The 24,190-nt window shown below is 70.7% G+C and carries 22 protein-coding genes; 13 read left to right on the forward strand and 9 right to left on the reverse strand.

Features of this window, described 5'->3' with window-relative positions; translation table 11 throughout:
- Positions 1-391: 391 nt before the first annotated feature.
- Both ASE25_RS20635 and ASE25_RS20640 read left to right on the forward strand, forming a co-directional pair.
- Complete coding sequence (locus ASE25_RS20635; RefSeq protein WP_056827239.1) at positions 392-994, forward strand: DUF1326 domain-containing protein; 603 nt, start codon at positions 392-394, stop codon at positions 992-994.
- Positions 995-999: 5 nt separating this feature from the next.
- A complete protein-coding gene (locus tag ASE25_RS20640; protein WP_056776073.1) occupies positions 1,000-1,818 on the forward strand; it encodes a DUF2182 domain-containing protein in 819 nt (272 codons plus the stop codon).
- Between the two features lie 51 nt (positions 1,819-1,869).
- Here the strand turns inward: ASE25_RS20640 and ASE25_RS20645 are convergent, their stop codons facing one another.
- Positions 1,870-2,550, reverse strand: coding sequence for a response regulator transcription factor (locus tag ASE25_RS20645; RefSeq protein WP_200959199.1), 681 nt, complete (start codon positions 2,548-2,550; stop codon positions 1,870-1,872).
- On the reverse strand, positions 2,547-3,743 hold the full coding sequence (locus tag ASE25_RS20650) for a sensor histidine kinase (protein ID WP_056827240.1): 1,197 nt from the start codon (positions 3,741-3,743) through the stop codon (positions 2,547-2,549). The genes ASE25_RS20645 and ASE25_RS20650 overlap by 4 nt, the downstream gene beginning before the upstream one ends.
- A 199-nt stretch (positions 3,744-3,942) precedes the next feature.
- Here ASE25_RS20650 and ASE25_RS20655 point away from each other — a divergent pair, with 199 nt between their 5' ends.
- Both ASE25_RS20655 and ASE25_RS20660 read left to right on the forward strand, forming a co-directional pair.
- Positions 3,943-4,665, forward strand: a complete 723-nt coding sequence (locus ASE25_RS20655) for an ABC transporter ATP-binding protein (RefSeq protein ID WP_056776077.1) — start codon at positions 3,943-3,945, stop codon at positions 4,663-4,665.
- Positions 4,662-5,405 (forward strand): ABC transporter permease, encoded by a 744-nt coding sequence (locus ASE25_RS20660; RefSeq protein WP_082623021.1) that lies wholly within the window; start codon positions 4,662-4,664, stop codon positions 5,403-5,405. The genes ASE25_RS20655 and ASE25_RS20660 overlap by 4 nt, the downstream gene beginning before the upstream one ends.
- Before the next feature lie 83 nt (positions 5,406-5,488).
- Here the strand turns inward: ASE25_RS20660 and ASE25_RS20665 are convergent, their stop codons facing one another.
- The 3 genes from ASE25_RS20665 to ASE25_RS23295 are packed head-to-tail and all read right to left on the reverse strand — an operon-like array spanning position 5,489 to position 6,887.
- Positions 5,489-5,728 carry a hypothetical protein gene (locus ASE25_RS20665; RefSeq protein WP_056827242.1) on the reverse strand — a complete coding sequence of 80 codons (240 nt, stop codon included), beginning with the start codon at positions 5,726-5,728 and terminating at the stop codon, positions 5,489-5,491.
- Positions 5,725-6,462 carry an RNA polymerase sigma factor gene (locus ASE25_RS20670; protein WP_056827243.1) on the reverse strand — a complete coding sequence of 246 codons (738 nt, stop codon included), beginning with the start codon at positions 6,460-6,462 and terminating at the stop codon, positions 5,725-5,727. The genes ASE25_RS20665 and ASE25_RS20670 overlap by 4 nt, the downstream gene beginning before the upstream one ends.
- On the reverse strand, positions 6,459-6,887 hold the full coding sequence (locus tag ASE25_RS23295; RefSeq protein WP_200959201.1) for a hypothetical protein: 429 nt from the start codon (positions 6,885-6,887) through the stop codon (positions 6,459-6,461). Before ASE25_RS23295 ends, ASE25_RS20670 begins: the two co-directional genes overlap by 4 nt.
- Positions 6,888-6,889: 2 nt before the next feature.
- Between ASE25_RS23295 and ASE25_RS20680 the strand changes: the two genes are divergently transcribed.
- From ASE25_RS20680 to ASE25_RS20700, 5 genes are all read left to right on the forward strand, one after another.
- Positions 6,890-7,351, forward strand: a complete 462-nt coding sequence (locus tag ASE25_RS20680) for a hypothetical protein (RefSeq protein ID WP_082623022.1) — start codon at positions 6,890-6,892, stop codon at positions 7,349-7,351.
- A 2-nt stretch (positions 7,352-7,353) separates the two neighbouring features.
- Positions 7,354-8,235: a patatin-like phospholipase family protein gene (locus tag ASE25_RS20685; protein ID WP_157623558.1), complete on the forward strand. Its 882-nt coding sequence runs from the start codon at positions 7,354-7,356 to the stop codon at positions 8,233-8,235.
- A complete protein-coding gene (folE, locus tag ASE25_RS20690; protein WP_200959203.1) occupies positions 8,232-8,861 on the forward strand; it encodes a GTP cyclohydrolase I in 630 nt (209 codons plus the stop codon). The genes ASE25_RS20685 and folE overlap by 4 nt, the downstream gene beginning before the upstream one ends.
- Before the next feature lie 99 nt (positions 8,862-8,960).
- A complete protein-coding gene (locus tag ASE25_RS20695) occupies positions 8,961-11,084 on the forward strand; it encodes a bifunctional lysylphosphatidylglycerol flippase/synthetase MprF (RefSeq protein ID WP_056827246.1) in 2,124 nt (707 codons plus the stop codon).
- A gap of 166 nt (positions 11,085-11,250) precedes the next feature.
- Positions 11,251-12,636 carry an NAD-dependent malic enzyme gene (locus ASE25_RS20700; RefSeq protein ID WP_056827247.1) on the forward strand — a complete coding sequence of 462 codons (1,386 nt, stop codon included), beginning with the start codon at positions 11,251-11,253 and terminating at the stop codon, positions 12,634-12,636.
- Between the two features lie 12 nt (positions 12,637-12,648).
- Here ASE25_RS20700 and ASE25_RS20705 read toward each other — a convergent pair whose 3' ends face one another.
- Together ASE25_RS20705 and ASE25_RS20710 are read right to left on the reverse strand one after the other, a co-directional pair.
- Positions 12,649-13,056 (reverse strand): DapH/DapD/GlmU-related protein, encoded by a 408-nt coding sequence (locus tag ASE25_RS20705; RefSeq protein ID WP_056776093.1) that lies wholly within the window; start codon positions 13,054-13,056, stop codon positions 12,649-12,651.
- Between the two features lie 302 nt (positions 13,057-13,358).
- Positions 13,359-15,431, reverse strand: a complete 2,073-nt coding sequence (locus tag ASE25_RS20710; protein WP_235508781.1) for a nickel-binding protein — start codon at positions 15,429-15,431, stop codon at positions 13,359-13,361.
- A 74-nt stretch (positions 15,432-15,505) separates the two neighbouring features.
- On the opposite strand from ASE25_RS20710, the gene ASE25_RS20715 reads away from it, so the two are divergent.
- Complete coding sequence (locus ASE25_RS20715; RefSeq protein WP_056827248.1) at positions 15,506-16,516, forward strand: aldo/keto reductase family protein; 1,011 nt, start codon at positions 15,506-15,508, stop codon at positions 16,514-16,516.
- An 88-nt stretch (positions 16,517-16,604) separates the two neighbouring features.
- On the opposite strand, the gene ASE25_RS20720 is transcribed toward ASE25_RS20715, so the two are convergent.
- Positions 16,605-18,548, reverse strand: a complete 1,944-nt coding sequence (locus tag ASE25_RS20720; RefSeq protein ID WP_157623560.1) for a hypothetical protein — start codon at positions 18,546-18,548, stop codon at positions 16,605-16,607.
- A 185-nt stretch (positions 18,549-18,733) separates the two neighbouring features.
- Here ASE25_RS20720 and ASE25_RS20725 point away from each other — a divergent pair, with 185 nt between their 5' ends.
- A complete protein-coding gene (locus tag ASE25_RS20725) occupies positions 18,734-20,392 on the forward strand; it encodes an NERD domain-containing protein (protein WP_056827250.1) in 1,659 nt (552 codons plus the stop codon).
- 7 nt (positions 20,393-20,399) lie between these two features.
- Positions 20,400-20,897, forward strand: a complete 498-nt coding sequence (locus tag ASE25_RS20730; protein ID WP_235508782.1) for a hypothetical protein — start codon at positions 20,400-20,402, stop codon at positions 20,895-20,897.
- Between the two features lie 45 nt (positions 20,898-20,942).
- On the opposite strand, the gene ASE25_RS20735 is transcribed toward ASE25_RS20730, so the two are convergent.
- A complete protein-coding gene (locus ASE25_RS20735; RefSeq protein WP_162260627.1) occupies positions 20,943-22,595 on the reverse strand; it encodes an HNH endonuclease signature motif containing protein in 1,653 nt (550 codons plus the stop codon).
- A gap of 162 nt (positions 22,596-22,757) precedes the next feature.
- Between ASE25_RS20735 and ASE25_RS20740 the strand changes: the two genes are divergently transcribed.
- Complete coding sequence (locus ASE25_RS20740; protein WP_056827253.1) at positions 22,758-24,176, forward strand: aminotransferase class V-fold PLP-dependent enzyme; 1,419 nt, start codon at positions 22,758-22,760, stop codon at positions 24,174-24,176.
- Positions 24,177-24,190: the final 14 nt, after the last annotated feature.

Consider the following 24,190-nt stretch of genomic DNA (forward strand, 5'->3'; position numbering starts at 1 on the left):
CACGACACAACGCTCGGCATACGGGGCCTCCTCGAGGAGAACGGACACCCCAACGTAGGAGCGTCGGCGACCCCGAAGGATCACCCACATATCAAGCATGACAGCAAGAGCGCTTCCGCGTTCCGTGAGCGCACTGGGGCCGACCCGGCCCACCGGGGCACGCACGGATCCGGAAGCACCTGCCTCGGCCCGTCGCCGCCCGCCGCCGGGCGACAAACGAGTCGAAGTATCCCAAACAGTTCACGGGGACGGAGGCCCCCGGACCCTCCGGGGACACGTCGGGCTGGTGGGGGCGCCGCAGATCGCGCCGAACGGGGAAATGGCCCCTCAGTTTCGTTGACGCGCAACGCCGTTGGGGAAAAACTGGAGGGCACGAGGAAGGGGTTCGACGATGGCGTGGAATCTGACCGGTAGCTACGTGGAGACCTGTTCGTGCGAGCTCATGTGTCCGTGCAACCTCTCCCTCGATCACGGCGCAACCTACGACTTCTGTCGGGTGACCCTCGCCTTCACCATCAGGGAGGGCCAGGTCGAGGGCACTGACATCAGCGGGCGGAGGGTCGTGTTGATCGCCGACACCCCGAAGGTGATGACCCAGGGCAACTGGCGGCTCGGGGTCTACGTCGATGATGACGCCAGCGATGAGCAGTTCGACCAGCTGGTCAAGGTCTTCGGCGGGCAGCTGGGTGGGCCGATCGGTGCTCTGGCGCCCTTGGTGGGGGAGGTCGTGGGGGTCGAGCGCGCCGCCATCGACATCTCGGACGACGGGCTGCTGCACCGTGTGCGGGTGGGTGACTCGATCGACTTCGAGATCGAGGACATCGTCCCGTTCGGCGTCGAGACCGGAGAGCCGGTGCGTTTCCACGGAATGTTCCACCCGGTCGGTTCCGACCTGACGATGGCCGAGGCACGCCGCACCCGCATCAACGCGTTCGGGATCTCGTACGAGGGCAAGACGGGCCTGTCGACGTCCACGTTCGCCTGGGCCGCCTGACCTCGATGCGCGCGCCGGCCGAGCCGGGGGGTGATGCGGGTCCGGGTCCGGCGATCGCCGCGATGCGCACGCGCGTGGGTCTGGTTGTCGCGCTCTTCGCCCTCGCCGCGCTCGGCTGGCTGCTGACTGCGCGTGAGATGCGCGGGATGGATGCCGGACCCTGGACGAGTCTCGGCAGCCTCGGCTGGTTCCTGGGCATCTGGGTGGTCATGATGGCGGCGATGATGTTGCCTTCCGTCGCACCCACGGTCGCCTTGTACTCCCGTCTCACCAGGACCAGTGCGCCGCTGTCACCCTGGATGTTCGCCGCGGGGTATCTGCTGACCTGGGCCGTCGCGGGGGTCATCGCGTACGGCATCGGGGTGATCGTCGGTGCCATCTTCGGGGATGCACTCGCGTGGGACAACGCCGGGCGGGCCGTCGCGGGCGTCACTCTGGTGGTCGCCGCCGTGTACGAGCTCACCCCCCTCAAGGACGTGTGTCTCGGCGCGTGCCGCAGCCCTCTTGGTGCGCTTCTGGGCTCGTGGCGCGGTGGATTGAGGGGGGCCCTGAGGATGGGAGTTCGCAACGGGGCCTGGTGTGTCGGATGCTGCTGGGCCCTGATGGCTTCCCTCTTCGCGCTGGGCGTCATGAGTCTCACGTGGATGGCTCTCGTGGCGGGCATCATCGCCCTCGAGAAGCTGCTCCCGTGGCGGCGCGTCGTCACGTACGCGACGGCCGCGCTCCTGCTGGTCCTCGGCCTGCTGCTGTTGTCCGCCCCGAATGCGCTGCCGGGACTGACCACCCCGTCGGGCATGACGATGTCGGTCGGCCTGCCTCGATGACGTGGGCTGACCCGGCGTAACTGCCGGGGCCGTGGCCCGCGTGGGCCGGGTTCAGGGGGCGTGCGGCTCCACGAGTCCGCTCTCGTAGGCCATGACGACGAGCTGGGTGCGGTCTCGGGCTCCGAGCTTCATGAGGAGTCGGCTCACGTGGGTCTTGGCCGTCGCCGGGGTGACGAAGAGCTCGGTGCCGATCTCATGGTTGGACAGGCCCCTGGCGACGAGCAGGAGAACCTCCCGCTCGCGCTCCGTCAGCGCGTCCAGGGACGCGGGCGGGTCGGGTCGTCCGACCACGTCGGCCGGCTCTCGCCGGACGAACTCCTCGATGAGCAGGCGCGTCACCGTGGGCGCGAGCAGCGACTCACCACGCGCGATGACTCGGATCCCGTCGAGCAGCTGTGCGGGCGGCGTGTCCTTGAGCAGGAAGCCGCTGGCTCCGGCGCGCAGGGCTCCGAAGACGTACTCGTCGAGGTCGAAGGTCGTCAGGACGAGCACGCGTGTGGACAGGCCGAGGGCGGCGATGGCGCCTGTCGCCGCGAGTCCGTCCATCACCGGCATCCGGATGTCCATGAGCACGACATCCGGCTCGAGCTCGCGCGCGAGTGCGACCGCCTCGGCGCCGTTCTCGCCCTCACCCACGACCTCGAGGTCGGGCGCGGAGCCCACCAGCACGCAGAACGCTCCTCGCACGAGGGCCTGGTCGTCCACCACGACGACGCGCACCGGCGCACTCACGGCGTCTGCACCGCATACGGCAGCGTGGCGTGCACCCGGAACCCGCCTCCGGGCCTCGGGCCGGCCTCGAAGCTCCCGCCGTAGAGCTCCACCCGCTCCCGCATGCCCACCAGTCCCTGGCCGGCGCCCGGGGCGACGCCGACGTCCGACGCCGGGACGTCCCCACGGCGCGGACGCCTGGCTGGTCCCTCGTCGAGCACCTCGAGGTCGACCTCCTCCTCTGAGCAGGCGATGTGGACGTGAGCGACGGGTCCGCCGTGCTTGAGGACGTTCGTCAGCGCCTCCTGCACGACGCGGTATGCCGCGAGGTCCAGGCCGGCGGGCAGGCTCGCGCCGTCGCCGGTCGAGCTCACGGTGACCCCGACACCGGTCCGGCGCGTCTCGGCCACGAGCCGTGGGATGTCGGCGAGCCCGGGCATGGGGTGCATCGCGGTCTCACCGTCCTGGCGGAGCACCCCGAGCATCCGACGCATCTCGGTGAGCGCACCACGGCTGGTCGACTCGATGACCGCCAGGGCGTCTCGAGCTGCCGTCGGGTCTGTGGCGATGACGTGGCTCCCGACACCCGCCTGGACCGCGATCACCGACATCGAATGAGCCACGACGTCGTGCAGCTCGCGGGCGATCCGAAGCCGCTCCGCCGTCACGGCCGCGCGGTCCCGGTCCTCCCGCTCGCGCTCGAGCAGGCGGGCTCGCTCTTCGATCGCCGCCCACCGGAGGCGTCGCTGGCGCAGGTTGTCGCCGGCCAGCCACGCGACCGCTGTCGCGAGCAGGGTCGAGACGACGTCGCTCGGGGAGACCACGCCTGCGGGTTGGGCGGCGATGGCCAGACAGAAGGCCCCCACGGTCGCGCCGAGCGCCAGGAGCGAGTCGCGGCGTCGACCGTGCAGCGCGAGTCCGAACAGCAGAGCGAAGGCGCTGACCCCGGGGTAGGGGGCGTAGTGGAGCAGCGAGAAGGCCACGAGGGTCAGGAGCGTCACGGTGAGGGCGAGCCACGGGGCTCGGCGGTGCACGGCGTACGGCGCCGTCATGAGGATGCCCAGCACCCAGGCCCACGCGTCCACCGGCCGCTGCCCTGCGCGGACGGCCACGCCGAACGACAGGACGAGCAGGACGAAGAGGCCGAGCGCGACGAGAGCGTCGGCGACCCGTGGGTCCAGCCGCCGCGGGCGTCGCCGCCAACGCGTGTCCATACCTGAAGGGTAGGGAGCGCGGGCCTCCGTGGGATCGGCTTCGGGGCGTACGCCCCGGGAGGTATGCCGTCTCGTGGGCGACCGATGACCCCACCCCCAGGCGCACGCGGAGGCTCGGCCGCACGGCCGACGACCGAGGACCCCGTGGAGCCGGATCGTTGGTCTCAGCCAAACCGGCCCGACACAGGAGCTCAGCACCATGCCAACACTCTCGTTCCACCAGCTCACGAAGCACTACGGTCCCGTCACCGTCCTCGACGGCTTCACGGCGACGGCCCTTCCCGGCCGAGTCACCGCGTTCCTCGGCGTCAACGGGGCAGGGAAGACGACGAGCATGCGGATCATGCTCGGTCTCGCCGACCCGACCAGCGGGGAGGCGACGATCGATGGCGTCCGCTACGCCGACCTGCCCCATCCGACTCGCGTCGTCGGCGCGGTCCTCGACCAGGGATTCCACCCGAACCGCTCTGCCCGCAACCACATCCGCCTGACCGCGAGGCAGGCGGGGGTTCCCACCGACACGGCAGACGACCTCCTCCACCGCTTCGGTCTCGGGGCCGCGGCCGGTCGCCGGGTCGGTGGCTTCTCGCTCGGCATGCGTCAGCGGCTCGCCCTGGCCTCGGCGCTCGTGGGCGACCCGTCAGTGCTCGTCCTCGACGAGCCGCTCAACGGCCTCGACCCGGACGGCATCCGCGAGATGCGCCGCTTCCTGCGGTCCTTCGCGGACGCCGGCGGCACCGTCTTCCTGTCGAGCCACCTGCTCAGCGAGGTCGCGGCGGTCGCTGACGACCTCGTCGTGATCCACCGCGGCACCCTCGCCGCCGCCGGCCCGGTCCGCGACATCGTCACCGACGACACCGACCTCGAGTCGGTCTTCCACGACCTCATCCACTCCACCGACACCCAGGAAGTCTGGTCATGAGAACCCTTGTCTCCCTTGAGCTCTACAAGCTTCGCACCACCCCCGCTGCGTGGGTGAGCCTCGGCATCACCCTCGTGCTCGGAATGGCCTCCGTCGCCGCCAACGCACTCGTCCCCAGTCCCGGGGGACCGGCCTTCGGGTCGACGGACCACGTCAACCACACGCTCTCCGTGTCAGCGCTCACCTCGATGGTGATGTTGGCCATCGGGGTGCTCGTCGTCGCCGGCGAGTACCGACACCGCACCATCATGCAGACCTTCCTCGGCGAGCCCCGCCGCGCCCGGGTGCTCGCGGCCAAGGCCGTCACCGTCCTCGGGCTCGGTGCACTCCTGGGCGCCGGCACCTTCGGCATCGCCTACGCGGAGGCCGTGATCATCTACGGCGCCCGCGGGGTGCACTCGCTGCCGATCGATGTGGCCCAGCTCTGGATCGGCGCCACGGTGGCCTCCGCCCTCTACGGCCTCGTCGGCGTCGCACTCGGGGCACTGACCCGCAACACGGTCGCTGCCATCGTCGGGGCGATCACCTGGGTCATGATCATCGAGGTCGGCATCCTCGCCAGCGCCCTCCCCGAGGTCGCCCAGTGGCTCCCCGCGGGGGCTGCCATCGCCCTGACCAGCGTCGGCACGGCAGCGCACGGGATGCTGAGCCCGACGACTGCTGCCCTCGTGCTCACCGGTTGGGCGTTGCTCATCTCAGGGGTCGCGGCCCGCTTCAGCCTCACCCGTGAGGCGCACTGAGCCACCAGCAGGCGACCACGTCTCGGGTCCACACCGGACCCGAGACGTGGTCGCCTGCCGGGTGGCGGAGCTGGGCCCGAGCCTCACCGGCCGTCGAGCAGCCGCATCAGCGACTCGGCCTCCTCGTCGCAGGCTGCGCACCCCCGCAGGTGGGCGGCCATCGCCTCGTCCCGGTAGGTGGGGTCGTGCACCAGCGCCTCGGCATAGCTGTCCATCCGTTCGAAGCACTCGTCGCACGAGAGCCAGGGGGTCGTGTCCTGCAGCAGCGCACTGACGTTGCGTGGTGTCAGGGCGGCCGAGTCGGGGCGAGGTGTCGTGCTCATGGAGTGCCTGCCGTGGGGGTGGGGGAGATGCGTGAGCGGGCGTCAGAGGGGGCCGGATCCGGCGGGTTTGCCGGGTGGACGGGCAGGTAGCCGTTCGCGGTGAGCTCCGCCCGCAGGCGGACCCGGAGGTCGTGCAGCGTCTTGTAGAGGGCTCCTCGGTTGGTGCCCAGGCGGTCGGCAAGAACGTCGATCGGGATGCCGTCGACGAGGAGGGCGATCGCGATGCGTCGCTGGTAGGGCGTGAGAACGCCACGCATCGCTGCGGCCACGGCCGCCGCGAGGTCGTTTCCCTCCGCATACAGCTCGGGGTCCTCGTGCCGCGGCGCGCTCGGCACGTCGAGGTCACGGAGCTCCACCTCACGGTGCTGCCACTGCAGCCGCCGGACCTCGGTCGCCGCCTGGAGGATGGCGAACTTGAAGGCCCACGTCGTGAAGCGGCTCCGCCCCTCGAAGGTGTGCAGCTTGGCCAGCAGTGCGGTCATGGCCTCGTCGGCCGCCTGGTTGACGATGACGTCGACCGCCGACGGGGAAGGATCGGGCAGCGCGGGACGCATGCGCCACACCTGGTGCGCGGCGGCCCGGAGCATCAGCGTGTGCAGCTCTCGCAGGGCCGCGGACTGTTCGGGTCCTCCACCGGTGAGCGCCTCCACCCAGTCCATCGGGCCTGGGGCATCCGACGGTGGTGACGACACCGAGGTGTTCGAGCGCTGCTCGTCCCTGCTCACCGCGGTCATCGGCCCACCTGCGGCGCATTGAGGCCGTCGAGGCCGTCGACCGGGGACAGGATGCGTGCCGCGAGCTCCGGCGGGCAGCCGGCGTCCACGAGCTCGAGCAGCGCGTGCAGGTCGACCCGCTGCCGGGCCAGGTCCCGAGCGAGCAGGGCCGGGAAGCCCGCCTCGCGCAGCCGGCACCTGCGCCACTCGACGACGTCGAGCGGTGGTCCGGCGGACTGGCAGGGGACCGCGGTGGCCGGGGTGTGGGTCTGGTGCGGGGTCATGCCCTGTTGGCGGTGTGCAGCGTCGCCGGTCTTACCGGTCGGGGACAGCGCGGTAAGACCGATGACGCGTGGACGCACTAACACCCCGTCAGCGTCCCACTCGGCCGGCTCGATGTCGCGGAGCAGCCCGGAGGGCACCGAGCCACCAGTCCAGGAGGACACGCATGGTCACCATCGGCAGTCCCAGCACCACCCGTCGGGTCGAGCGCCCCGCACGTGATGACAGGAGTGACCCCACCTACCAGGCGTATGCCGTGCTGCGCGCTGCCTTCGTCGTCGCCCCGGTCGTCTTCGGTCTCGACAAGTTCACCAACCTCCTCGTGCAGTGGGACCAGTACCTGGCCCCCGTGCTGTCCCGGCCGTTGCCGGTCACACCGCACGAGGCGATGTATGTCGTCGGCGTCGTCGAGGTGGTGGCCGGCCTGGTCGTCGCCCTCCACCCGCGTCTCGGCGCCATCGTCGTGGCCGCGTGGCTCGGCGGCATCATCCTCAACCTGCTGCTCCTCCCCGGCTTCTACGACGTGGCCCTGCGCGACCTCGGCCTGCTGTCGGCGGCCGTCGCCCTGCAGCGGCTCGCCACGCGCTTCGACCCGCGCCCCGTGCTGTGGCCGGTCCGGCGGGGCTGACCATGAGCACGGCCTTCGTGCTGACCGGGGGCGGCAGCCTCGGCGCGGTGCAGGTCGGGATGCTCCTGGCCCTGCGCGACTGCAAGATCGAGCCCGACCTGCTCGTCGGCACGTCCGTCGGCGCCGTCAACGCGGCCTACCTCGCCGGACCCGGGAGCACGCGGGCCAGACTGGAGGCCCTCGTGGGCCTCTGGCAACGGATGCGTCGCCAGGACATCTTCGCCCCGGACCCGCTTCGGTGGCTCGGGGCCGCACGCGGGACCCAACCGTCGCTGTTCGCCGGCACCGGCCTCGAGCGCCTCCTGCAGAGCAACCTCGGCTACGACGTCCTCGACGACGCACGTGTCCCGGTCGAGGTCACGGCCACGGATCTCGTGACCGGTCAGGGCATCGTGATGGGCACGGGTGCAGCCGTCAGCGCCGTCCGAGCCAGCGCCGCGGTCCCGGGGCTGCTCCCGCCCGTGGTGCGTCAGGGCAGGACCCTCGTCGACGGCGCCATCGGCGAGCTGGACGTGCTGGCCCACACAGCGGCGCACGGCGTCACGGACATCTATCTGCTGCCCGCCGGCTACCCGTGCGCGGGAGCAGGTCCGACGACCGCGCTCGGCTCGGTCCTGACGGCGCTGAGCCTGCTGCTGCACCGCCAGCTCATGGCGCAGGTCCGCGGCTATGACGGCGGTGCGCGGCTGCACGTCCTGCCCCCGCTGTGCCCCCTGTCGGTGTCACCCGCCGACTTCAGCCAGACGACCGCTCTCGTGGCGCGGGCCCACGAGAGCGCCCGCCGTTGGTTGCGGTCGGCCTCGTCCCGTCCCCGGGGCGACGCGGGCGTCCTGGCCCTCCACGACCATGACGGGCTCCGCGCCCGGGAAGGAACGAGCGCATGAGCCCGTCACCGGAACAGGCTGGACTTCGTGATCGCGCCCGAAGGCACTGGGCGGGAACCGGTGCCGTCACCGAACCGGACCTGGCGCGCGCGGCCTCCGGAGCCCGAATCATGCTGGAGGCACTGGGAATCGACCTGGACAACGAGTCGCTGGCGCGCACACCGGAACGCATGGCCGCATCGCTCGCAGAGCTGATGAGCCCACGACCGTTCCAGATGACGACGTTCCCCAACGACGGCGACTACGACGAGCTGATCGTCGCGAGGGGCATCCCGGTGCGGTCCCTCTGCGAGCACCACATGCTCCCGTTCGTCGGGACCGCGCACATCGGCTACCTCCCGGGCGGGCGCATCCTCGGCCTGTCCAAGCTGGCTCGTGTGCTCGAGCACTTCTCGTCGCGTCCCCAGGTGCAGGAGCGACTGACCGTCCAGGTCGCCGACTGGCTGTGCGCCCAGCTCAGCCCGGTCGGGGTCGGCGTGGTCGTCGAGGCCGAGCACCTCTGCATGACGCTGCGCGGCGTGCAGGCCCCGGGCACCACGACCATCACCTCGAGCCTGCTCGGCGCCCTCCGGGACGACTCACGCTCGCGGGCGGAGTTCCTCGCCCTGACGCAGGCATCCCGCTGAGGCGTCGGCCACGTCGGCCGCGTCGGCGGCGTCGGACGGGCTCGTCGGACATCCAGCACGTCCTCGACGCGAGGGGTGGTTGGCAGGACAATCGAAGGCATGTCCCGTCTCTGGACGGTGACGAGTCGCCTACCGCTGACGAGCATTCTCGTCGTCGCCACCCTCGCGCTGTCGGTGTGGACCCGGTCCCTCTGGGACCCGCTCCTCGATCGGCCGCTGAACGACTCCGTGAGCTACGGCCTGCCCGCGTTCGAGCAGGGTTCCTGGCCCACCGTGCTGACCGGTGCCTTCTTCGCGGCGCGCCCGTTCCAGTACGTCCCGATCCTGCTGGGGCTCATCGTGTTCGGGGGCTTCGCGGAGTGGCGCCTGGGCTCGCTCCGCTACGCAGTGGCGCTCGTGTCCTGCCACGTCGTAGCCGTCCTGGGTGCCGCCGGTCTGCTGTGGCTCACCCGTGACCACGGCTACGCGTGGACGACGCACCTCGCCGCAGTGCGCGACGCGGGGCCGTCCGCCGGGTTCCTCGGCGCGGCGGCCGCAGCGTCGGTCACGCTGTCACCCCCGTGGCGTGGCCGGGTCCGGGCGTTGCTCGGCGCCTACGTCGTGCTCTTCGTCATCCACATGGGCGCACTCGCGGACCTCGAGCACGTGCTGGGGGTGGGTTTCGGCCTGCTCCTCGGACCGACTCTCATGGGCCGCGCGCCGTTGCTCACCTTCCGCCACCTGACGCGACGAGACTTCCGCCTGCTCGCGTCCGGCTTCTTCGTCATCGCCGCGGTCGAGGTCGCGCTACGCCCCTTCACCACCGCGGACGGCCCGTTCGCGGTCACCCTGAGCCCGGAGGCCCGGGCCGCGGAGCTCGCCGACACGGACGTACTGCTCGGCGTCCTCCAGATCGTCCTCTGGCTGTGGCTCGCCCGGTCGCTCTACAAGGGCCGGCGACTGGCCTGGCGCTGGGCCGTGGGGCTCCTGCTCGTCGTCATGGTCATCCAGGTCCTGAACCTCGGCTACATGATCGCGGTGGGTGAGCAGGGACTCCTCGCTGCCGGCTGGGAGCTCTTCGGCAACGGGCTCGGCCTGTCCGTGTGCCTCGTGGGCCGCCATGCGTTCCGCAACCCGTCGCCCCGCCGCGCTCGCCGCACCAGCGGCAGCATCGTCGCTCCCGCCGACGACGACCAGCGCTCACGGGCCACGCAGCTGCTGCGGCAGCAGGGCACGGTCAACCGTCTCGCGTGGATGACGACCTGGCCGGAGAACCGCTGGTTCACGCCGGCCTCCGTGTCGGGATACGTCGCGTACCGCGTGCACGCCGGCGTCGCGGTCGGGCTGTGTGACCCCGTGGCCTCGGCCGAGGAGGACCGGTCCATGCTGCTCGGCGCCTTCGCGAACGCCGTGCACGCCCAGGGATTGGTGCCGTGCCTCTTCACCGTGACGGGAGAGGCCTCTCGACATGCGCGAGCGCAGGGATGGCACTCCCTCCAGGTGGCGGAAGAGGCCTGGGTCGACCTGCCCACGCTGGACTTCGTCGGCAAGGCATGGCAGGACGTGCGCACCGCCCTGAACCAGGCGGCCAAGCTCGGCATCGGCTTCCGGATCGGCCCACTCAAGGACATGCCACGCGGCATACAGATGCAGGTCAAGGCGATCTCGTCCGAATGGGTCGAGGACAAGGGGCTGCCCGAGATGGGCTTCACCCTCGGTGGCGTGGATGAAGCCCTCGACCCTCACGTCCGAGTCGGCCTGGCCATCGACGGTGACGCCACGGTCCACGGGGTCACGTCGTGGATGCCGTTCCACGCGAGCGGGGGTGGGGACCCCGCCGGCTGGACGCTGGACGTCATGCGGCGCCTGCCCGGAGGCTTCCGCTACTCCATGGAGTTCCTCATCGCCTCGGCCTGTCTCACCTTCAAGGAGGAGGGCTGCGCCCTCGTCTCCCTCTCGGGTGCCCCGTTGGCCCGGACCCGGCCCTCTGCGGGTGACGAGTCCTTGGACCGGGGCACGCTCGACGTCTTCCTCGACCGACTCGGCGAGTCCCTGGAGCCGTACTACGGCTTCAGGTCCTTGCATGCCTTCAAGTCGAAGTTCCAACCGAGGCACGAACCGCTCTATCTCGTCTTCCCGGACGAGGCCGCGCTCCCGCGCATCGGGCTGGCCCTGAGCCGCGCGTACCTGCCGGATGCCGGGATGCGAGACCTCGTGGCCCTGGCCCGTTCGGGGCGGCAGTGAACAGACGGGCGCGCGTCCGGGCCGGTCACGAAACCGATGCGCCGGCCACGACCTCTGCGGCATGCCGGCGACATTCCCGACGAGACGGTCGGCATCCGAGCGGGCCGACCGTCGCGGGTGGAGGATGAACGGGTCGGGCACCGTTGCTCCACGCGAGAGGACTGTCATGGCCATCCCGAGTCCTGGGTACTCGATCACCGTCCGGGTCGAGGTGCCGGCCGCCGCCAACGCGACGTCGGCCCTCACCACCGCCGTCTCGTCCACCGGCGGAGCCCTCACGGCGCTCGACGTCGCCGAGAGCCGCACCGACCGGCTCGTCGTCGACGTCACGTGCGACACGCGGGACGAGGCGCACGGTCACCTCATCACCGAGGCGATCGCCGCGATCCCGGGGGCGGTCGTCCGCAAGGTCAGCGACCAGACCTTCCTGCTCCACCTCGGCGGCAAGATCGAGGTGAACCCGAAGGTGCCCCTCAAGCACCGCGACGACCTGTCACGCGCGTACACGCCCGGAGTCGCCCGCATCTGTCAGGCGATCGTCGAGCACCCGGAGGACGCCCGCCGTCTCACGATCAAGCGCAACACCGTCGCCGTCGTCACCGACGGCTCGGCCGTCCTGGGGCTGGGCAACATCGGCCCGCTCGCGGCCCTCCCGGTGATGGAGGGCAAGGCCGCGCTCTTCAAGCAGTTCGGGGGAGTCGACGCCTGGCCGGTCTGCCTCGACACCCAGGACCCCGATGCGATCGTCGAGATCGTGCGCGCGATCGCCCCTGTGTACGGCGGCATCAACCTCGAGGACATCTCTGCCCCAAGGTGTTTCGAGATCGAGTCACGCCTGCGTGACCTCCTCGACATCCCCGTCTTCCACGATGACCAGCACGGCACCGCGATCGTCGTCCTCGCCGCGCTCAAGAACGCCCTGCGCGTCGTCAACAAGTCCATCGACGACGTGCACATCGTCGTGTCCGGCGTCGGCGCCGCGGGTCACGCGATCATCCGTCTCCTGCTGACCCAGGGTGCCCGCAACATCGTCGCCTGCGGTCGCTCGGGTGCCGTCCACAACGGCAACGAGGGCATGGAGCCCTTCCGCCAGTGGATCGCCGACCACACGAACACCGGTCACCAGAGCGGCACCCTCAAGGAGGTCCTCGTCGGTGCGGACGTCTTCATCGGCGTCTCGGCGCCGGACCTGCTGACGGGTGACGACATCGCGACCATGGCTCCCGACGCGATCGTCTTCGCCCTCGCCAACCCCGTGCCGGAGGTCGACCCGATCGCCGCGAGCGAGTACGCCGCCGTCGTCGCGACCGGCCGCTCCGACCACCCGAACCAGATCAACAACGTCCTCGTCTTCCCGGGCTTCTTCCGCGGGCTGCTCGACGCCGGCGTCTCCGACATCACGGACGCCATGATGGTCGCCGCGGCGACCGCCATCGCCGACTCGGTCGAGCCGGGCGAGATCAACCCGAGCTTCATCATCCCCAGCGTCTTCGACGCGAGTGTCGCGCCGGCGGTCGCTGCGGCGGTGTCCCGGGTGGCCGGCACCCGCTGACCGGACCCGGCGTCAGGCGGCGCGGCGGTGCTGGGAGCCGGCGCGGACGACAGAGCCCTCGGAGATGACGTCGTCGCTGTCGACGCGCACGCCGTCCCAGACGTGGGCGTTGGCGCCGATCTTGACGCGTGCGCCGATCCGGGCATCGCGCCCGACGACGGCGCCGGCGGCCACGTGTGCCGTGGTGCCGATGCTGGCTCCGGCGTGGACGACCGCGCCGCGGTCGATCCAGGCGCCGCTCGCGATGCGGGCTCCCGCGCCGACGACCGCTCCGCGGTCGACGTAGGCGTTCTCGGCGACATAGGCCGCAGGGTCGACGTGGGCGTGCGACTCGACGAAACCGCCACCGTTGTCGTGGCGGGCGTAGCGCAGCACGGTTCCGTTGTCCTCTTCGAACTCCTCGTACTTCCTTCGCCTCATGGTGCACCCCCTTCGGGTCGTGCGTGGACCGTCTGTCCACGCGTGCCTCGTCTGGATCAACGTTCAAGTGAACATGAAGATTCCGTCGAGGTGATGACTGGTTTCTACCCGCCCAACGCGCGGGCCAACCGTGCGGTTCCATCGGCTGGGACGGTGCCGGGACGACCGGGGATGACAGGTGGGCGACCGCGTGGGTGCAGGACGACGTGGCCGTATGCCGTCACCTCGGGGTGGCGGCATACGGCTGGGTCGTCAGGCGGTTGGCAGTGGTGCGGGTGGGGCGGATGGAGCGGATGGGGCGGTCAGACGCCCTCCTGCACCTCGTAGATGGCGTCGGCGACGAGCCCGTGGGCGTCGCGGTGCACGATGTTGGCGGCCTCGGCGTCGGGAGCCTCGACGAGGCAGAAGATCTGGCCCCGGCACTCGTCGACCCAGTAGCGCAGGTAGTTGACACCGTGGGGGTCCTGCGTGGCGAGGTCGGCCCGGTGTGCCTGGGCGACCGCGTCCATCGTGACCCCGTCGCCGAGGGAGTGGACGTCCATGAAGAGCGGCATGCTCGTGGTCCTTTCGGGATGGGAGAGCCCCTCGAGATAGAGGGTCCACGAGTCGAGATCGCGCTCTGAGCAGTACTCGATGCCCTCGAGGAGGTAGCGCCGTGCGTCCTCATGCCGCCGCTGCAGCACGGCGCTCGACGCGAGGTTGCAGTACGCGCGAGCCGCGTGCTCGTGGAGGTCGGCGGCGCGTGCCTGCTGGAGGCTGTCGTCGAGCATCGCGGCCCCGGAGGCGAAGTCACCGGCCGCGATCTCGATCGTGCCGAGGTTGTTGAGGGCGTGCACGCGCACCTCGGTCTGCTGCGCCAGGTCGTCGAGCGAGTCGGCGAGGTCCAGCGTCCGGTGCGCCCACTCCCGGGTGCCGGCCAGGTCGGTGGCCAGCATGCGGAGCTGCGCGAGGTTGCTGTAGGCCAACGCCAGCTCGAAGGTCGAGCCCCCTTCGAGCACGTCGACGGCGACCGCGGCCTGCGTCTCGGCCTCGGCCTTGCGCTCCGCGAACCAGCTGAGCCGTGACAGGCACCGCCACGCGTCGCCGACCCGCGTGGCGTCGTCGGCGGCGTCCCAGATCCGGCGGGCCGCGTCGCCCGCCTCGATGGCGCCCTCGATGCGGTCGGTGAGATAGAGCTCGTAGCCGAGGGCCCAGAGCAGGTCGGCCCGGCGGCGGGCGGGCACCTCGGTGTCAGGCAGGGTGTCCGCGTGCTGCAGGGCGCGGCGGTACTGGTCGACGGCTTCCCGGTGGGCGCCGAGGCGAGCGGCCCGTGCCCCGGCCTCGGGCGCATGGGCCAGCACGGCCCGGCTGTCCCCGGCAGCGTCGGCATGGTGCGCCAGCCGCGCCGGGTCGGCTCCGCGACTCTCGAGCGCCGCGAGGAGTCGGCGGTGGATGTGGAGCCGTCGTCCGGCAGGAACCTCGTCGGCGACGGCGAGCCTGCCCAGCTCGTGACGGAACGTGACCTCCCGACCCGACATGACGACCAGTCCCCGGGCGAGCGGCTCGTCGAGGACGGCCAGGCCCTCGCTCAGGAGTCCTTCGAGCAGGTCGCTCTCGGCTCTCGACCCGGTCAGGGCGACCACTTCGAGGGCTCGCTGTGACGACTCGTGGAGACGGGCGACGCGGGCGAGCACCGCGTCGCGCACGGTCGGGGGCACGCCGGCCGTGTCGCCGGAGAGCACTTCGGTGACGAAGAACGCGTTGCCGCCCGTGACGTCGTGCAGTCGCTCCACGTCGATCCTGGTCTGCGACAGCCGGTCGCGCGAGCGTTCGGCGACGAGGGTCGCCACGGCCCTTGGGCTGAGCGGCGGCAGGTCGATCCGCCGGGTCCCACTGGCGGATGCGGTGTCCCCCAAGAGGATTCGCAAAGCGCTGCCGGCACCCGCGTCCTCGGGGCGGTAGGTGACGAGCACGAGGGCATGGCACCCGTGGACGCGCCGAGCCATGTGGCGCAGGAGGTCCAGGGTGGCCTCGTCGGCCCAGTGCGCATCCTCGATGACGAGCAGGTAGGGCCGGTCCGGGGGCGCGTTTCGGAGGGTGTCCACGAGCCGCGTGAAGACGTCCTGCCGACTCGCCTCCTCGGGCCACAGGCCCGCTGGGAGGGAGGGCACCATGTCGCGCAGCGGACCGAGCGGTGCAGGGGTGGCGGATCCGTCGCAGCTGCCGATGGCGACGCGTGCGCCGGTCTCGAGCTCGGAGGCCGCGGCGGAGACGAAGGTGGTCTTGCCGATGCCGGCCTCGCCCGAGACGTAGACCAGTCGCCCGTGCCCAGCGCGTGCGTCGTCCAGGTAGCCAGCGACAGCGCGAAGGTGCTCGACGCGCTCGAGAAGCGTCACGTCGCGATCGTACGTGCGTCCCCTCGACGGGGAGCGGGGTCCGAGCAACATCGCCGGCGGCATACGGTGGACGGATGAACTTCCGATACCTCGGCAACAGCGGACTCAAGATCTCCGAGATCACCTACGGCAACTGGCTGACCCACGGCTCGCAGGTCGAGAACGACGTGGCCACCCAGTGTGTCCGGGCGGCGCTCGACGCCGGCATCAGCACCTTCGACACGGCGGACGTCTACGCCAACACCAAGGCCGAGAGCGTTCTGGGCGACGCCCTCAAGGGCGAGCGGCGCGAGAGCCTCGAGATCTTCACGAAGGTCTACTGGCCCACCGGACCCGGCGGCAAGAACGACACGGGCCTCTCACGCAAGCACATCATGGAGTCGATCAACGGCTCGCTCGAGCGCCTCCAGACCGACTACGTCGATCTCTACCAGGCCCACCGCTACGACACCGAGACGCCGCTCGAGGAGACGATGCAGGCCTTCGCCGACGTCGTCCGCCAGGGCAAGGCGCTCTACATCGGCGTCAGCGAGTGGACCGCCGACCAGATCCGCGAGGGCGTCACTCTCGCGAAGGAGCTCGGCTTCCAGCTCATCTCGAGCCAGCCGCAGTACTCCATGCTGTGGCGTGTCATCGAGGGCGAGGTCGTGCCGACGTGCGAGGAGCTCGGCGTCAGCCAGATCGTGTGGAGCCCCATCGCCCAAGGCGTGCTGACGGGGAAGTACCAGCCCGGCCAGCAGCCGCCCGAGGGCTCGCGCGCCGCCGACGAGAAGGGTGGCGCCGACATGATCAAGCGCTTCATGAACGACGACGTGCTGACCCGCGTGCAGAAGCTCAAGCCGATCGCTGACGAGGCCGGTCTGACCATGGCCCAGCTCGCCGTCGCCTGGGTGCTCCAGAACCCCAACGTCGCAGCCGCGCTCGTCGGCGCCTCGCGTCCCGAGCAGGTCGCCGAGAACGTCAAGGCGGCCGGGGTGAAGCTCGAGCCCGAGCTCATGACGAAGATCGACGAGGTCCTCGGCGACATCGTCGAGAAGGACTCGGGCAAGACGAAGGAGACGGCGCCGCAGCAGCGCGTCGCCTGACGTCGGACCCTGACACCCGACAACGTATGCCGCCCAGCCGGGTTCGCGAGGCTGGGCGGCACACGTGTGTGGCCGGGCGGTCAGCCGGTCATGACGGCGTGAGCTTCGTCAGACGCGTGGACCAGTTGCCGAGAGAGGTACGCGTGCCGCCGCAGCTGCCGATCGGGGGAGTCAGGTACTGCGCCAGGGTGCAGGTCTGGGCGATGTACTCCGAGGCGATCCAGATGGACCGGCCGTCGGTGACGGCCGCCCCGTAGTCCCCCCAGCGGGTGCGGATCGGGGTGCCGACGAAGGCCTTGTAGCTCGTGAAGCCGTCCGCCGGGCCGATACCCTCGGCCACGATGTGGATCGGGCCGACTGCTCCGCTCGACGAGATCGGAGCGTAGGCCGCGCTGGGGAAGTGGTCCCGTCCGACGACGCTGAAGGCGATGGCGCCCTGACCGGTGGTCAGCATCGTGATGGCCGGGTAGGTCAGGTTGTTGCCCGCGAGGGCCAGGTAGCCCTGCTTCTTGATGTTGCCGCCGACCTTGCCGGCGCCGTTGATCTTGGGCTCCACCGAGAACCAGGCGATGCCGGCCCGCAGCTCGCCGTTGACCCGCACCGCGGTGTCGACCGAGCCCCAGAGGACGCCGTTGGTGAACCACGTCTGCTGCATGCGGGTGTCGTTGGAGTCGAGGTGCGAGATGACCTCGTCGTGCGCCGGCTCGGGCGGGTTGAAGAAGAGCTGCCAACAGCCTGGACCGAACGGGGTCGCGATCGTCGTGTCGTTGATGCACTGGCCGAGCGGGAAGTCGCCGGCCTTCTGGTCGGCCTTCGGCGGGAAGACGTACGTCTCGCTGTTGACCAGCTTGTTCGTGACCGCAAGCGCCGGGGTGGCGGCGTCGAGCGATGCGGTGTTGGTCAGCGCCCACAGGCCGATGCGCCGAGCGGTCCCGGTCGGGTTGCCCGTCTCCGAGCCGTCACCGGCGGCCGAGCTGAGCAGGTACTCGCTGCCGTTGGCGGCGCTCTCGTACTGGCCCGCGGGTGACGTTGCCGGCCACACGGTGAAGCCGGGCGTGCCGGCCAGGTCGAGATTCGGCACCAGCGTCATGCGGACCGCTGCCGGGTGGGTGGCGAGCTGCGCCTTCGAGAACGCGAAGACCTGGGCGGCGTTGAAGCTCGGTCCGAAGAGGTCGTACTCGTTGGTCGTGATGTAGATGCCATTGGCGTCCCCACCGATGTGCGGGTAGTCCTGGAAGCACGGGCCCGGTGTGACGCCGTCGGTCGTGCAGCCGTGGTTCGGTGTGCCTTCCGTGCCGTCATTCTGGGCAGGCACCGAGTAGATGGTCCACGTGCCCGTCGGGTTGCTCGTGTTCGAGACGGCCACGTCGATGGTGTTCCTGCCGTTGAAGTCGCCGTTCGCGTCCACGTGCAGCGTCGTGATGGCCACGACAAAGCGCTGGAAGTCGGGGTCGTAGTGGCAGATCGGGTCGATGACGTCGGGCCCGACGACGCCGGTCGTGCGGTTGATGGCCGCGGGGTAGCCGAAGAAGGTGTTGAGGTCTTGCACCCCGGTCAGCGGCACGGCGTTCGAGTCGTAGACGCGCAGCACGCTGTTGACCGACTCGACGGTGAAGCCGTTGCCGACACAGAGGGCCTGGTCAGGTGGCTCGAGTGAGAACTGGTTGCCGCCGTTGGCGAGGCGCTGGTCGCGGTGGTTGAGGCCCTGGATGCTGGCCTGGACCGCCGGGTTCGTCGCAGCGACGGCGCTCGACGCCACCACGGGGGCATCGAGCGGGTGCTTGGGGAAGATGCCGTGCTTGAAGTTCGGGTCGGGGCGGGTCGACGGGACGCCACCCTGCTCGTCGTCGGGTCCGGCTCTGAGCTCGGGCTGCTGGAGCCCGTCGGCGCCGGTGCCGAGGGTGCGGATACTGGTCGTGCCAGAGGACGTGATCTGGCGGGTGTCAGAAGGGGCGGCGTTCGCGGCTCCTGGCAGACTCAGCAGCGCTGCGGCGATGGCCGCGGCTCCGCTGGTGGCGATGATCTTTCGCATGAGCACCTCCGGGAGAATCTGCGCGGACGTGTCGAGCGGAGCCTGGCCACCTTTCGGATGTTCGCTGGTGTGGGAGCGCCGCTCGCACAACTTTCGAGCGTACGCCGGTGCAGCGGCCGCGGGTGCGGTTCGACGGATCTGCGCAACTACGAGGTCGGGTCGCGCAGCACGGCTACCCTGCGGGCATGGCACAGGGGGAGGGCGCGCGGTTCGCGCACGAGTCGGAGCGTCTCGTCTGGGAGCGGCTGGCGCGTGGCGTCACGGAGGGCACGGTGCTGCTGCCCAACATCCGCCTCACCTCACAGCTCAAGGACCACGAGCTCGACGTCGTCGTGCTCATGCCTGGCGTGGGCGTCGTCGTCGTGGAGGTCAAGGGCGGCAGCGTCTCCGTCGACGCGCAGGGCCACTGGTGGTCCGGTGGTGGTGCGCGCCGCAGCCGGGTGCGCCCCGTCGAGCAGTGCCGCGACGGCAAGTACGCCCTGCGCGACTTCGTGGAGGCCGACCCCCGCTGGAAGAACCGCCGCAGCCGGGTCCGGTTTGGCCACGCGGTCGTCGTCCCGTTCACGGACATCGCGGACGACTTCGCCACCCCGGACTGCCCGCGCTGGATGATCAGTGGCCGCGGAGACCTCGACGACCTCGCTGGCCGGGTCCACGACGTCGTAGCCCTGCAGGAGAACGACCAGCGCGTCCCCACTGCCGAGGACGTCGAGCTGATCGTCGAAATCCTCTCGGGCAGAGGCTTCCCCGTACCCGACATCGCCGCTGACGCGGACGAGCGGGAGGCAACGTCGGACCGACTGACCCAGGAACAGGCGGCTCTGCTCCAGGTCACACGGCTCATCAGGCGGATGGAGATCCGGGGTGGTGCCGGCAGCGGCAAGACGATCCTGGCCCTCACCCAGGCCAAGGACCTCACCCGTGGCCAGGGTGATCGCAAGGCGCAGCGTGTGGCACTCGTCTGCTACTCGATCGGCCTCTCCCAGTACTTCAAACGGCAGCTCGCCAGCGTGCCGAGGCACCATCGGCCGGCCTTCGTCGGTTCCTTCGAGGACCTCGCCAACGAGTGGGGGATCGACACCGCGTCGCACGACCGCAACGACGCAGCCTTCTGGGAGCGTGATCTGGCCGCCCGGATGACCGAGATCGCTGCAGCACTCCCGGACGGCAAGAAGTTCGACGCCGTCATCGTCGACGAGGCCCAGGACTTCGCCGACCACTGGTGGTACCCCCTCATGAAGGCGCTGCGCGACGAGGACGAGGGCGGTCTCTACGTCTACTCCGACGAGAACCAGCGGATCTTCGCCCGCTTCGGCCGGCCGCCGGTGCCACTGGTCCCACTCGTGCTCGACCACAACCTGCGCAACACGCAGCAGATCGCCCGGGCCTTCGGGCCGCTCGCACCGATGCGGATGCACCTCCGGGGAGGAGTCGGCGCCGATGTCCGCTTCGTCGCCTGCCCTCGGGACGAGGCGATCGGCAGCGCCGACGACCAGGTCGACCTGCTCCTCGAGGAGGGATGGCAGCCGCAGCACGTCGCGCTCCTGACGATGGGCTCACGGCACCCGACACAGGTCGAGCGTCAGGAGGCGGACGGCCACGTCGGATACTGGCGGTCCTTCTGGGACGACGACGATGTCTTCTATGGCCACGTCCTCGGCTGCAAGGGACTCGAACGCCGCGCGGTCGTCCTCTGCGTGAACGCGAAGAAGACCGAGCGCGCCCGCGAGATGCTCTACGTGGGCATGTCGCGCGCCACCGACGAGCTCGTCGTCGTGGGGGACCCGGACTTCATCCGCGAGATCGGTGGCGCCCAGGTGGCTCACCGGCTCGGCATCGGGTGACGCAGCCATGTCAGGCGGCGCCGGGGCTGGGGACAACTTCGACGGGCTGCCTCGCGTCCGGATGACGATGGCGGGCATGACCTTCAAGGACCTGCCCCCTCGGGCGAGTGAGATCCCCCTGACCAACCGTCGCGTCGCTGCCGACGTCATCGACCTCATCATCGGCGACACGGACCGCGCCACCGGGTGCGTCGCGCTGATGATCTGCGATGCCGAGGACCGCGGCATCCAACCGATCCTGCTCCACGACGTCCCGCCGGACGCCGAGGCCACTGGCCTGGCCCAGCTGCTCGGCATGCTCCTGCCGCTCGTGGCCGACAACGACGGCTCCATCCTCATCGGTCGGGGCCGACCGCGAGGGACGGCGCCCGACGACGTCGACCGTGACTGGCACCAGCTGGCGATCGACCGCTGCGCCGACCACGAGGTCGACCTGCTCGGCTTCTACCTCGCCACCGGCGACGGAGTCTTCCGCCTGCCCGAGCCACTCACCGCCGCGTCGTGAGGGTGTCTGGCAGGGACCCACCGCACGTTCGGAATCACCGCACGTTCAGAAGGGTGGGGGCTCGAGATCGGTCGAGCGATGCCGGGTCGACCGATCTCGAGTTGGGGGCGCGAGCGACGTGTCTCGGACGCCGTCGAGCCAGTCCCTTGGGTAGGTGTCGTAGATGCGACCGGCCTTGGTGCGCCAGCGAACCCGGTCGCCCTCGCGGCGGACGAGCCAGTGGCCGTTCGTGTGCAGGTTGTGGTGGGGACGGTGCTTGCTCGTGAGGTTCGTGACCTCGGTCAGGCCGTGCGGCCAAGGGACGTCGTGGTCGAGGTCGCATCGAGCGGCCGGCACGGTGCACCCCGGCGCGCGGCACGTCCCGTCGACGGCCTCGACATGCGCTCGCATCGCCGGGGTCGGCCGGTAGGCCTGGGTCTCGAGGTGCACGGCAGCGCCGGTGTCCGCATCGACGGCCAGCCGACGCCACGCCGAGCCGTCGTTGAGCATGATCTGGCGGGCGTGGTCCGCCGTCACCCAGCCGTGGCCCGGGACCTCGCAGGGGGTGTCGGTGAGCCCGACGGCCGTCGTGAACGGGACCACGAGCGTCACTGTCGCTGACGGCCGGCGACCCAGACGCGTGAACCACTCGCTGCCTGAACGGCATCCGTCATCATCAGCGCCAGTCGCGCCGGGCATCGGCGGGTCGGTGCCGACGGGCGCGGGCCAGCCGAACATCAGGGTGTCGGTGATGACGTCGGCGCGCAGCGAGTCGAGATCGCGCGGGTCGCCCTGGGCCCGAGCGGCCCGGGCGACGGCATCGGCTCGCTCCATCGCGGCGATGATCTTGTCGGCGTCGTTGACGACGGTGAGCACGCCGAGGCCCTCGTGGTCGATCTGCGCGTGGGCGCCTCGACGACGTCGGGCGGCGCGTCGCCGCTCGCCGGCCTCGCGGTCGGCGGCCAGGCACGCGCGGGTGAGCCGTTGGCGGAAGAGGCTGGGGGAGAGTGGAGCGCCGTCCTTGGACCGGAGCACGGAGTCGACGATGCCCGGCCCGCACTCAGGCGGTAGTGGGGCGATCTCAGCCTGGATCGTGCACGCACGGTAGAGCGTGAGCGCGCCGTGCTGCAGGCGACCGCGGAGGGCGGCAGCCCCAGGAGTGCTGGCGGTGGCCAGGTCGAGCCGACCCCGCACCTCGTGGGTGCCGAGCCCGGTGGCCGTGCACACCTCCAGCGCGGTCAGCTGGTCGGCGTCGATCCAGCCCGCAGGAAGCGGCCGGTCGAGGTCGGCGAAGCGTGCCAGCTCGTCCGCCTCGATCGTCGAGCGAAGCCGAGCCAGGGCCTCGAGGGCGACCGCATCCAGCACCGCCTTGCAGCGTTCGACGGACTCGACGACCCTGAGGTCCGCGTCGGCCAGCGCCTCGAGCTCCGTCCGCGCCTCGTCGTCCTGCGCCGTCGTGAGATCGTCGGCGACGGCCTCGACCAGCTCGCCGACGAGCGCCGGCAGGACCTGCGTGAGCACCGCCTCGGCCACGTGCTTGCGCAGCGTGCGCTCGAGACGTGGCAGGTCGCGCTGCCGGATGGGCACTCGGGTCGCGACCCTCGATCGATAGAGGGTCGCGAGACGGTCGAGGTCGACGACGGCGTCGGAAGCCTGGGCAAGGTCGGTCGAGGAATGACTCCTGACTGCCGCTGCGCCGTCCATACCCCATGAGAACACCTGTTCGAGTCGATGGTCAAGGGGTGGAGCAGGCCAGTCTCGTTGTCCGGCAGCATGATTGGCATTGCCGGATCATGCGCACTGTCATGCCTCGGCCATCGATGACCTGCCCCAGCTGTCGGCCCCCTTGTGCGTGTGCGCCTCCCGGAGGAACGTGCGGGGATGGATGTCGACCTGCAACAGCTGTTCGCTCGCGCCGCCGCCGAAGGGGCACGGCACCGCGCCACCGTCGCAGACCGGCCGGTGCAGCCAGCGGCCGATCGCGCCGCTCTGGCGGCAGCGTTCGGCGGCCCGCTACCAGCGAGGAGAACCGATCCCACCCGTGTCGTCGACGAGCTGATCGCCGCCGCGCGCCCAGGCCTCGTCGGCACCGTCGGTCCACGTTTCTTCGGTTTCGTCATCGGGGGAGCGTCAGCGGCAGCCACGGCCGCCGACCTGCTCGCCGCGGGCTGGGACCAGTGCGCCTACAACGAGGTCCTCTCACCCGCCGCGGCGGCGGCCGAACGTGCGGCCGGAGGCTGGGCCAAGCACCTGTTGGGAGTGCCCGAGTCCGCCTCGGTGGGTTTCGTCACCGGTGCCCAGGCCGCGAACACCGTGGGCCTCGCGGTCGGACGGCAGCGGGTGCTCGCCGACGTCGGGTGGGACGTCGCGCGGGACGGTCTCTTCGGTGCTCCCAGGATCGCCATCGTCGCGAGTGAGGAACGGCACGCCACGATCGACCGGGCCGCTCGGCTGCTCGGGTTCGGCACGGGCAGCATCGAGCCCGTCGCCGCCACCCCGCAGGGCGCCATCGACGTCGACCGTCTCCGAATCGCCCTCGAGTCCGTCGGCAGCCGGCCGGTGATCGTCTGCCTGCAGGCGGGCAACGTCAACACGGGGGCGTGCGACGACCTCAGGACCGCGACGACGATGGCGCACGAGCACGGCGCATGGGTCCACGTCGACGGCGCCTTCGGGCTCTGGGCGGCCGCGAGCCCCCGGACCGCCCATCTCGTCGACGGGGTCGAGCTCGCCGACTCGTGGGGCGCGGACGCCCACAAGTGGCTCAACGTCCCCTATGACTGCGGACTCGCCTTCTGTGCCGACGCGGACCTGCACGCAGCCACGATGTCGTACGCGGCGGCATACCTCACCGGGTCGGGCGCGGAGTCCGACCACGTCCTCGGCGACCTGACGCCCGAGTCATCCAGACGGGCAAGGGGCTTCGCGGTCTGGGCCGCCCTGCGCGAGCTCGGCACCGAGGGTGTGGCCGAGCTCGTCGACCGATCCTGCGCCTTGGCGCTGCGCATGGCCCAGCGCCTCGCAGTCGGCGGTGCCACCGTGCACAACGACGTCGTGCTCAACCAGGTCCTCGTCAGCATCGGCGATCCCCGTCGCACGGACGCGATCGTCGAGGCCGTCCAGCGTGACGGCACGTGCTGGGTCGGCGCCACGACGTGGCACGGTCGGCGGCTCATCCGCGTGTCGGTGTCCAACGCCACGACCAGCGAGCACGACATCGACATCTCCGCCGACGCCATCCTGCGTGCCGCCGGAGCCGAGTCCCCAGCGCACGTCCAGCAGAATCCCAGCCCCTCCTGACCGATTCTTGACCC

It is taken from the genome of Terrabacter sp. Root85 (assembly GCF_001429185.1).
GTDB lineage: Bacteria > Actinomycetota > Actinomycetes > Actinomycetales > Dermatophilaceae > Terrabacter.

Excerpts from the sequence above, each read along its gene's own strand:
- ASE25_RS20695 (WP_056827246.1), top strand. The coding sequence starts at position 8,961 with ATGTCCCGTCTCTGGACGGTGACGAGTCGCCTACCGCTGACGAGCATT.
- ASE25_RS20680 (WP_082623022.1), top strand. The coding sequence starts at position 6,890 with ATGGTCACCATCGGCAGTCCCAGCACCACCCGTCGGGTCGAGCGCCCC.
- ASE25_RS20640 (WP_056776073.1), top strand. The coding sequence starts at position 1,000 with ATGCGCGCGCCGGCCGAGCCGGGGGGTGATGCGGGTCCGGGTCCGGCG.
- ASE25_RS20715 (WP_056827248.1), top strand. The coding sequence starts at position 15,506 with ATGAACTTCCGATACCTCGGCAACAGCGGACTCAAGATCTCCGAGATC.
- ASE25_RS20665 (WP_056827242.1), bottom strand. The coding sequence starts at position 5,728 with ATGAGCACGACACCTCGCCCCGACTCGGCCGCCCTGACACCACGCAAC.
- ASE25_RS20730 (WP_235508782.1), top strand. The coding sequence starts at position 20,400 with ATGTCAGGCGGCGCCGGGGCTGGGGACAACTTCGACGGGCTGCCTCGC.
- ASE25_RS20740 (WP_056827253.1), top strand. The coding sequence starts at position 22,758 with ATGGATGTCGACCTGCAACAGCTGTTCGCTCGCGCCGCCGCCGAAGGG.
- ASE25_RS20655 (WP_056776077.1), top strand. The coding sequence starts at position 3,943 with ATGCCAACACTCTCGTTCCACCAGCTCACGAAGCACTACGGTCCCGTC.
- ASE25_RS20705 (WP_056776093.1), bottom strand. The coding sequence starts at position 13,056 with ATGAGGCGAAGGAAGTACGAGGAGTTCGAAGAGGACAACGGAACCGTG.
- ASE25_RS20635 (WP_056827239.1), top strand. The coding sequence starts at position 392 with ATGGCGTGGAATCTGACCGGTAGCTACGTGGAGACCTGTTCGTGCGAG.
- ASE25_RS20725 (WP_056827250.1), top strand. The coding sequence starts at position 18,734 with ATGGCACAGGGGGAGGGCGCGCGGTTCGCGCACGAGTCGGAGCGTCTC.
- ASE25_RS20670 (WP_056827243.1), bottom strand. The coding sequence starts at position 6,462 with ATGACCGCGGTGAGCAGGGACGAGCAGCGCTCGAACACCTCGGTGTCG.
- ASE25_RS20685 (WP_157623558.1), top strand. The coding sequence starts at position 7,354 with ATGAGCACGGCCTTCGTGCTGACCGGGGGCGGCAGCCTCGGCGCGGTG.
- ASE25_RS20700 (WP_056827247.1), top strand. The coding sequence starts at position 11,251 with ATGGCCATCCCGAGTCCTGGGTACTCGATCACCGTCCGGGTCGAGGTG.
- folE (WP_200959203.1), top strand. The coding sequence starts at position 8,232 with ATGAGCCCGTCACCGGAACAGGCTGGACTTCGTGATCGCGCCCGAAGG.
- ASE25_RS20660 (WP_082623021.1), top strand. The coding sequence starts at position 4,662 with ATGAGAACCCTTGTCTCCCTTGAGCTCTACAAGCTTCGCACCACCCCC.
- ASE25_RS20720 (WP_157623560.1), bottom strand. The coding sequence starts at position 18,548 with ATGCGAAAGATCATCGCCACCAGCGGAGCCGCGGCCATCGCCGCAGCG.
- ASE25_RS20650 (WP_056827240.1), bottom strand. The coding sequence starts at position 3,743 with ATGGACACGCGTTGGCGGCGACGCCCGCGGCGGCTGGACCCACGGGTC.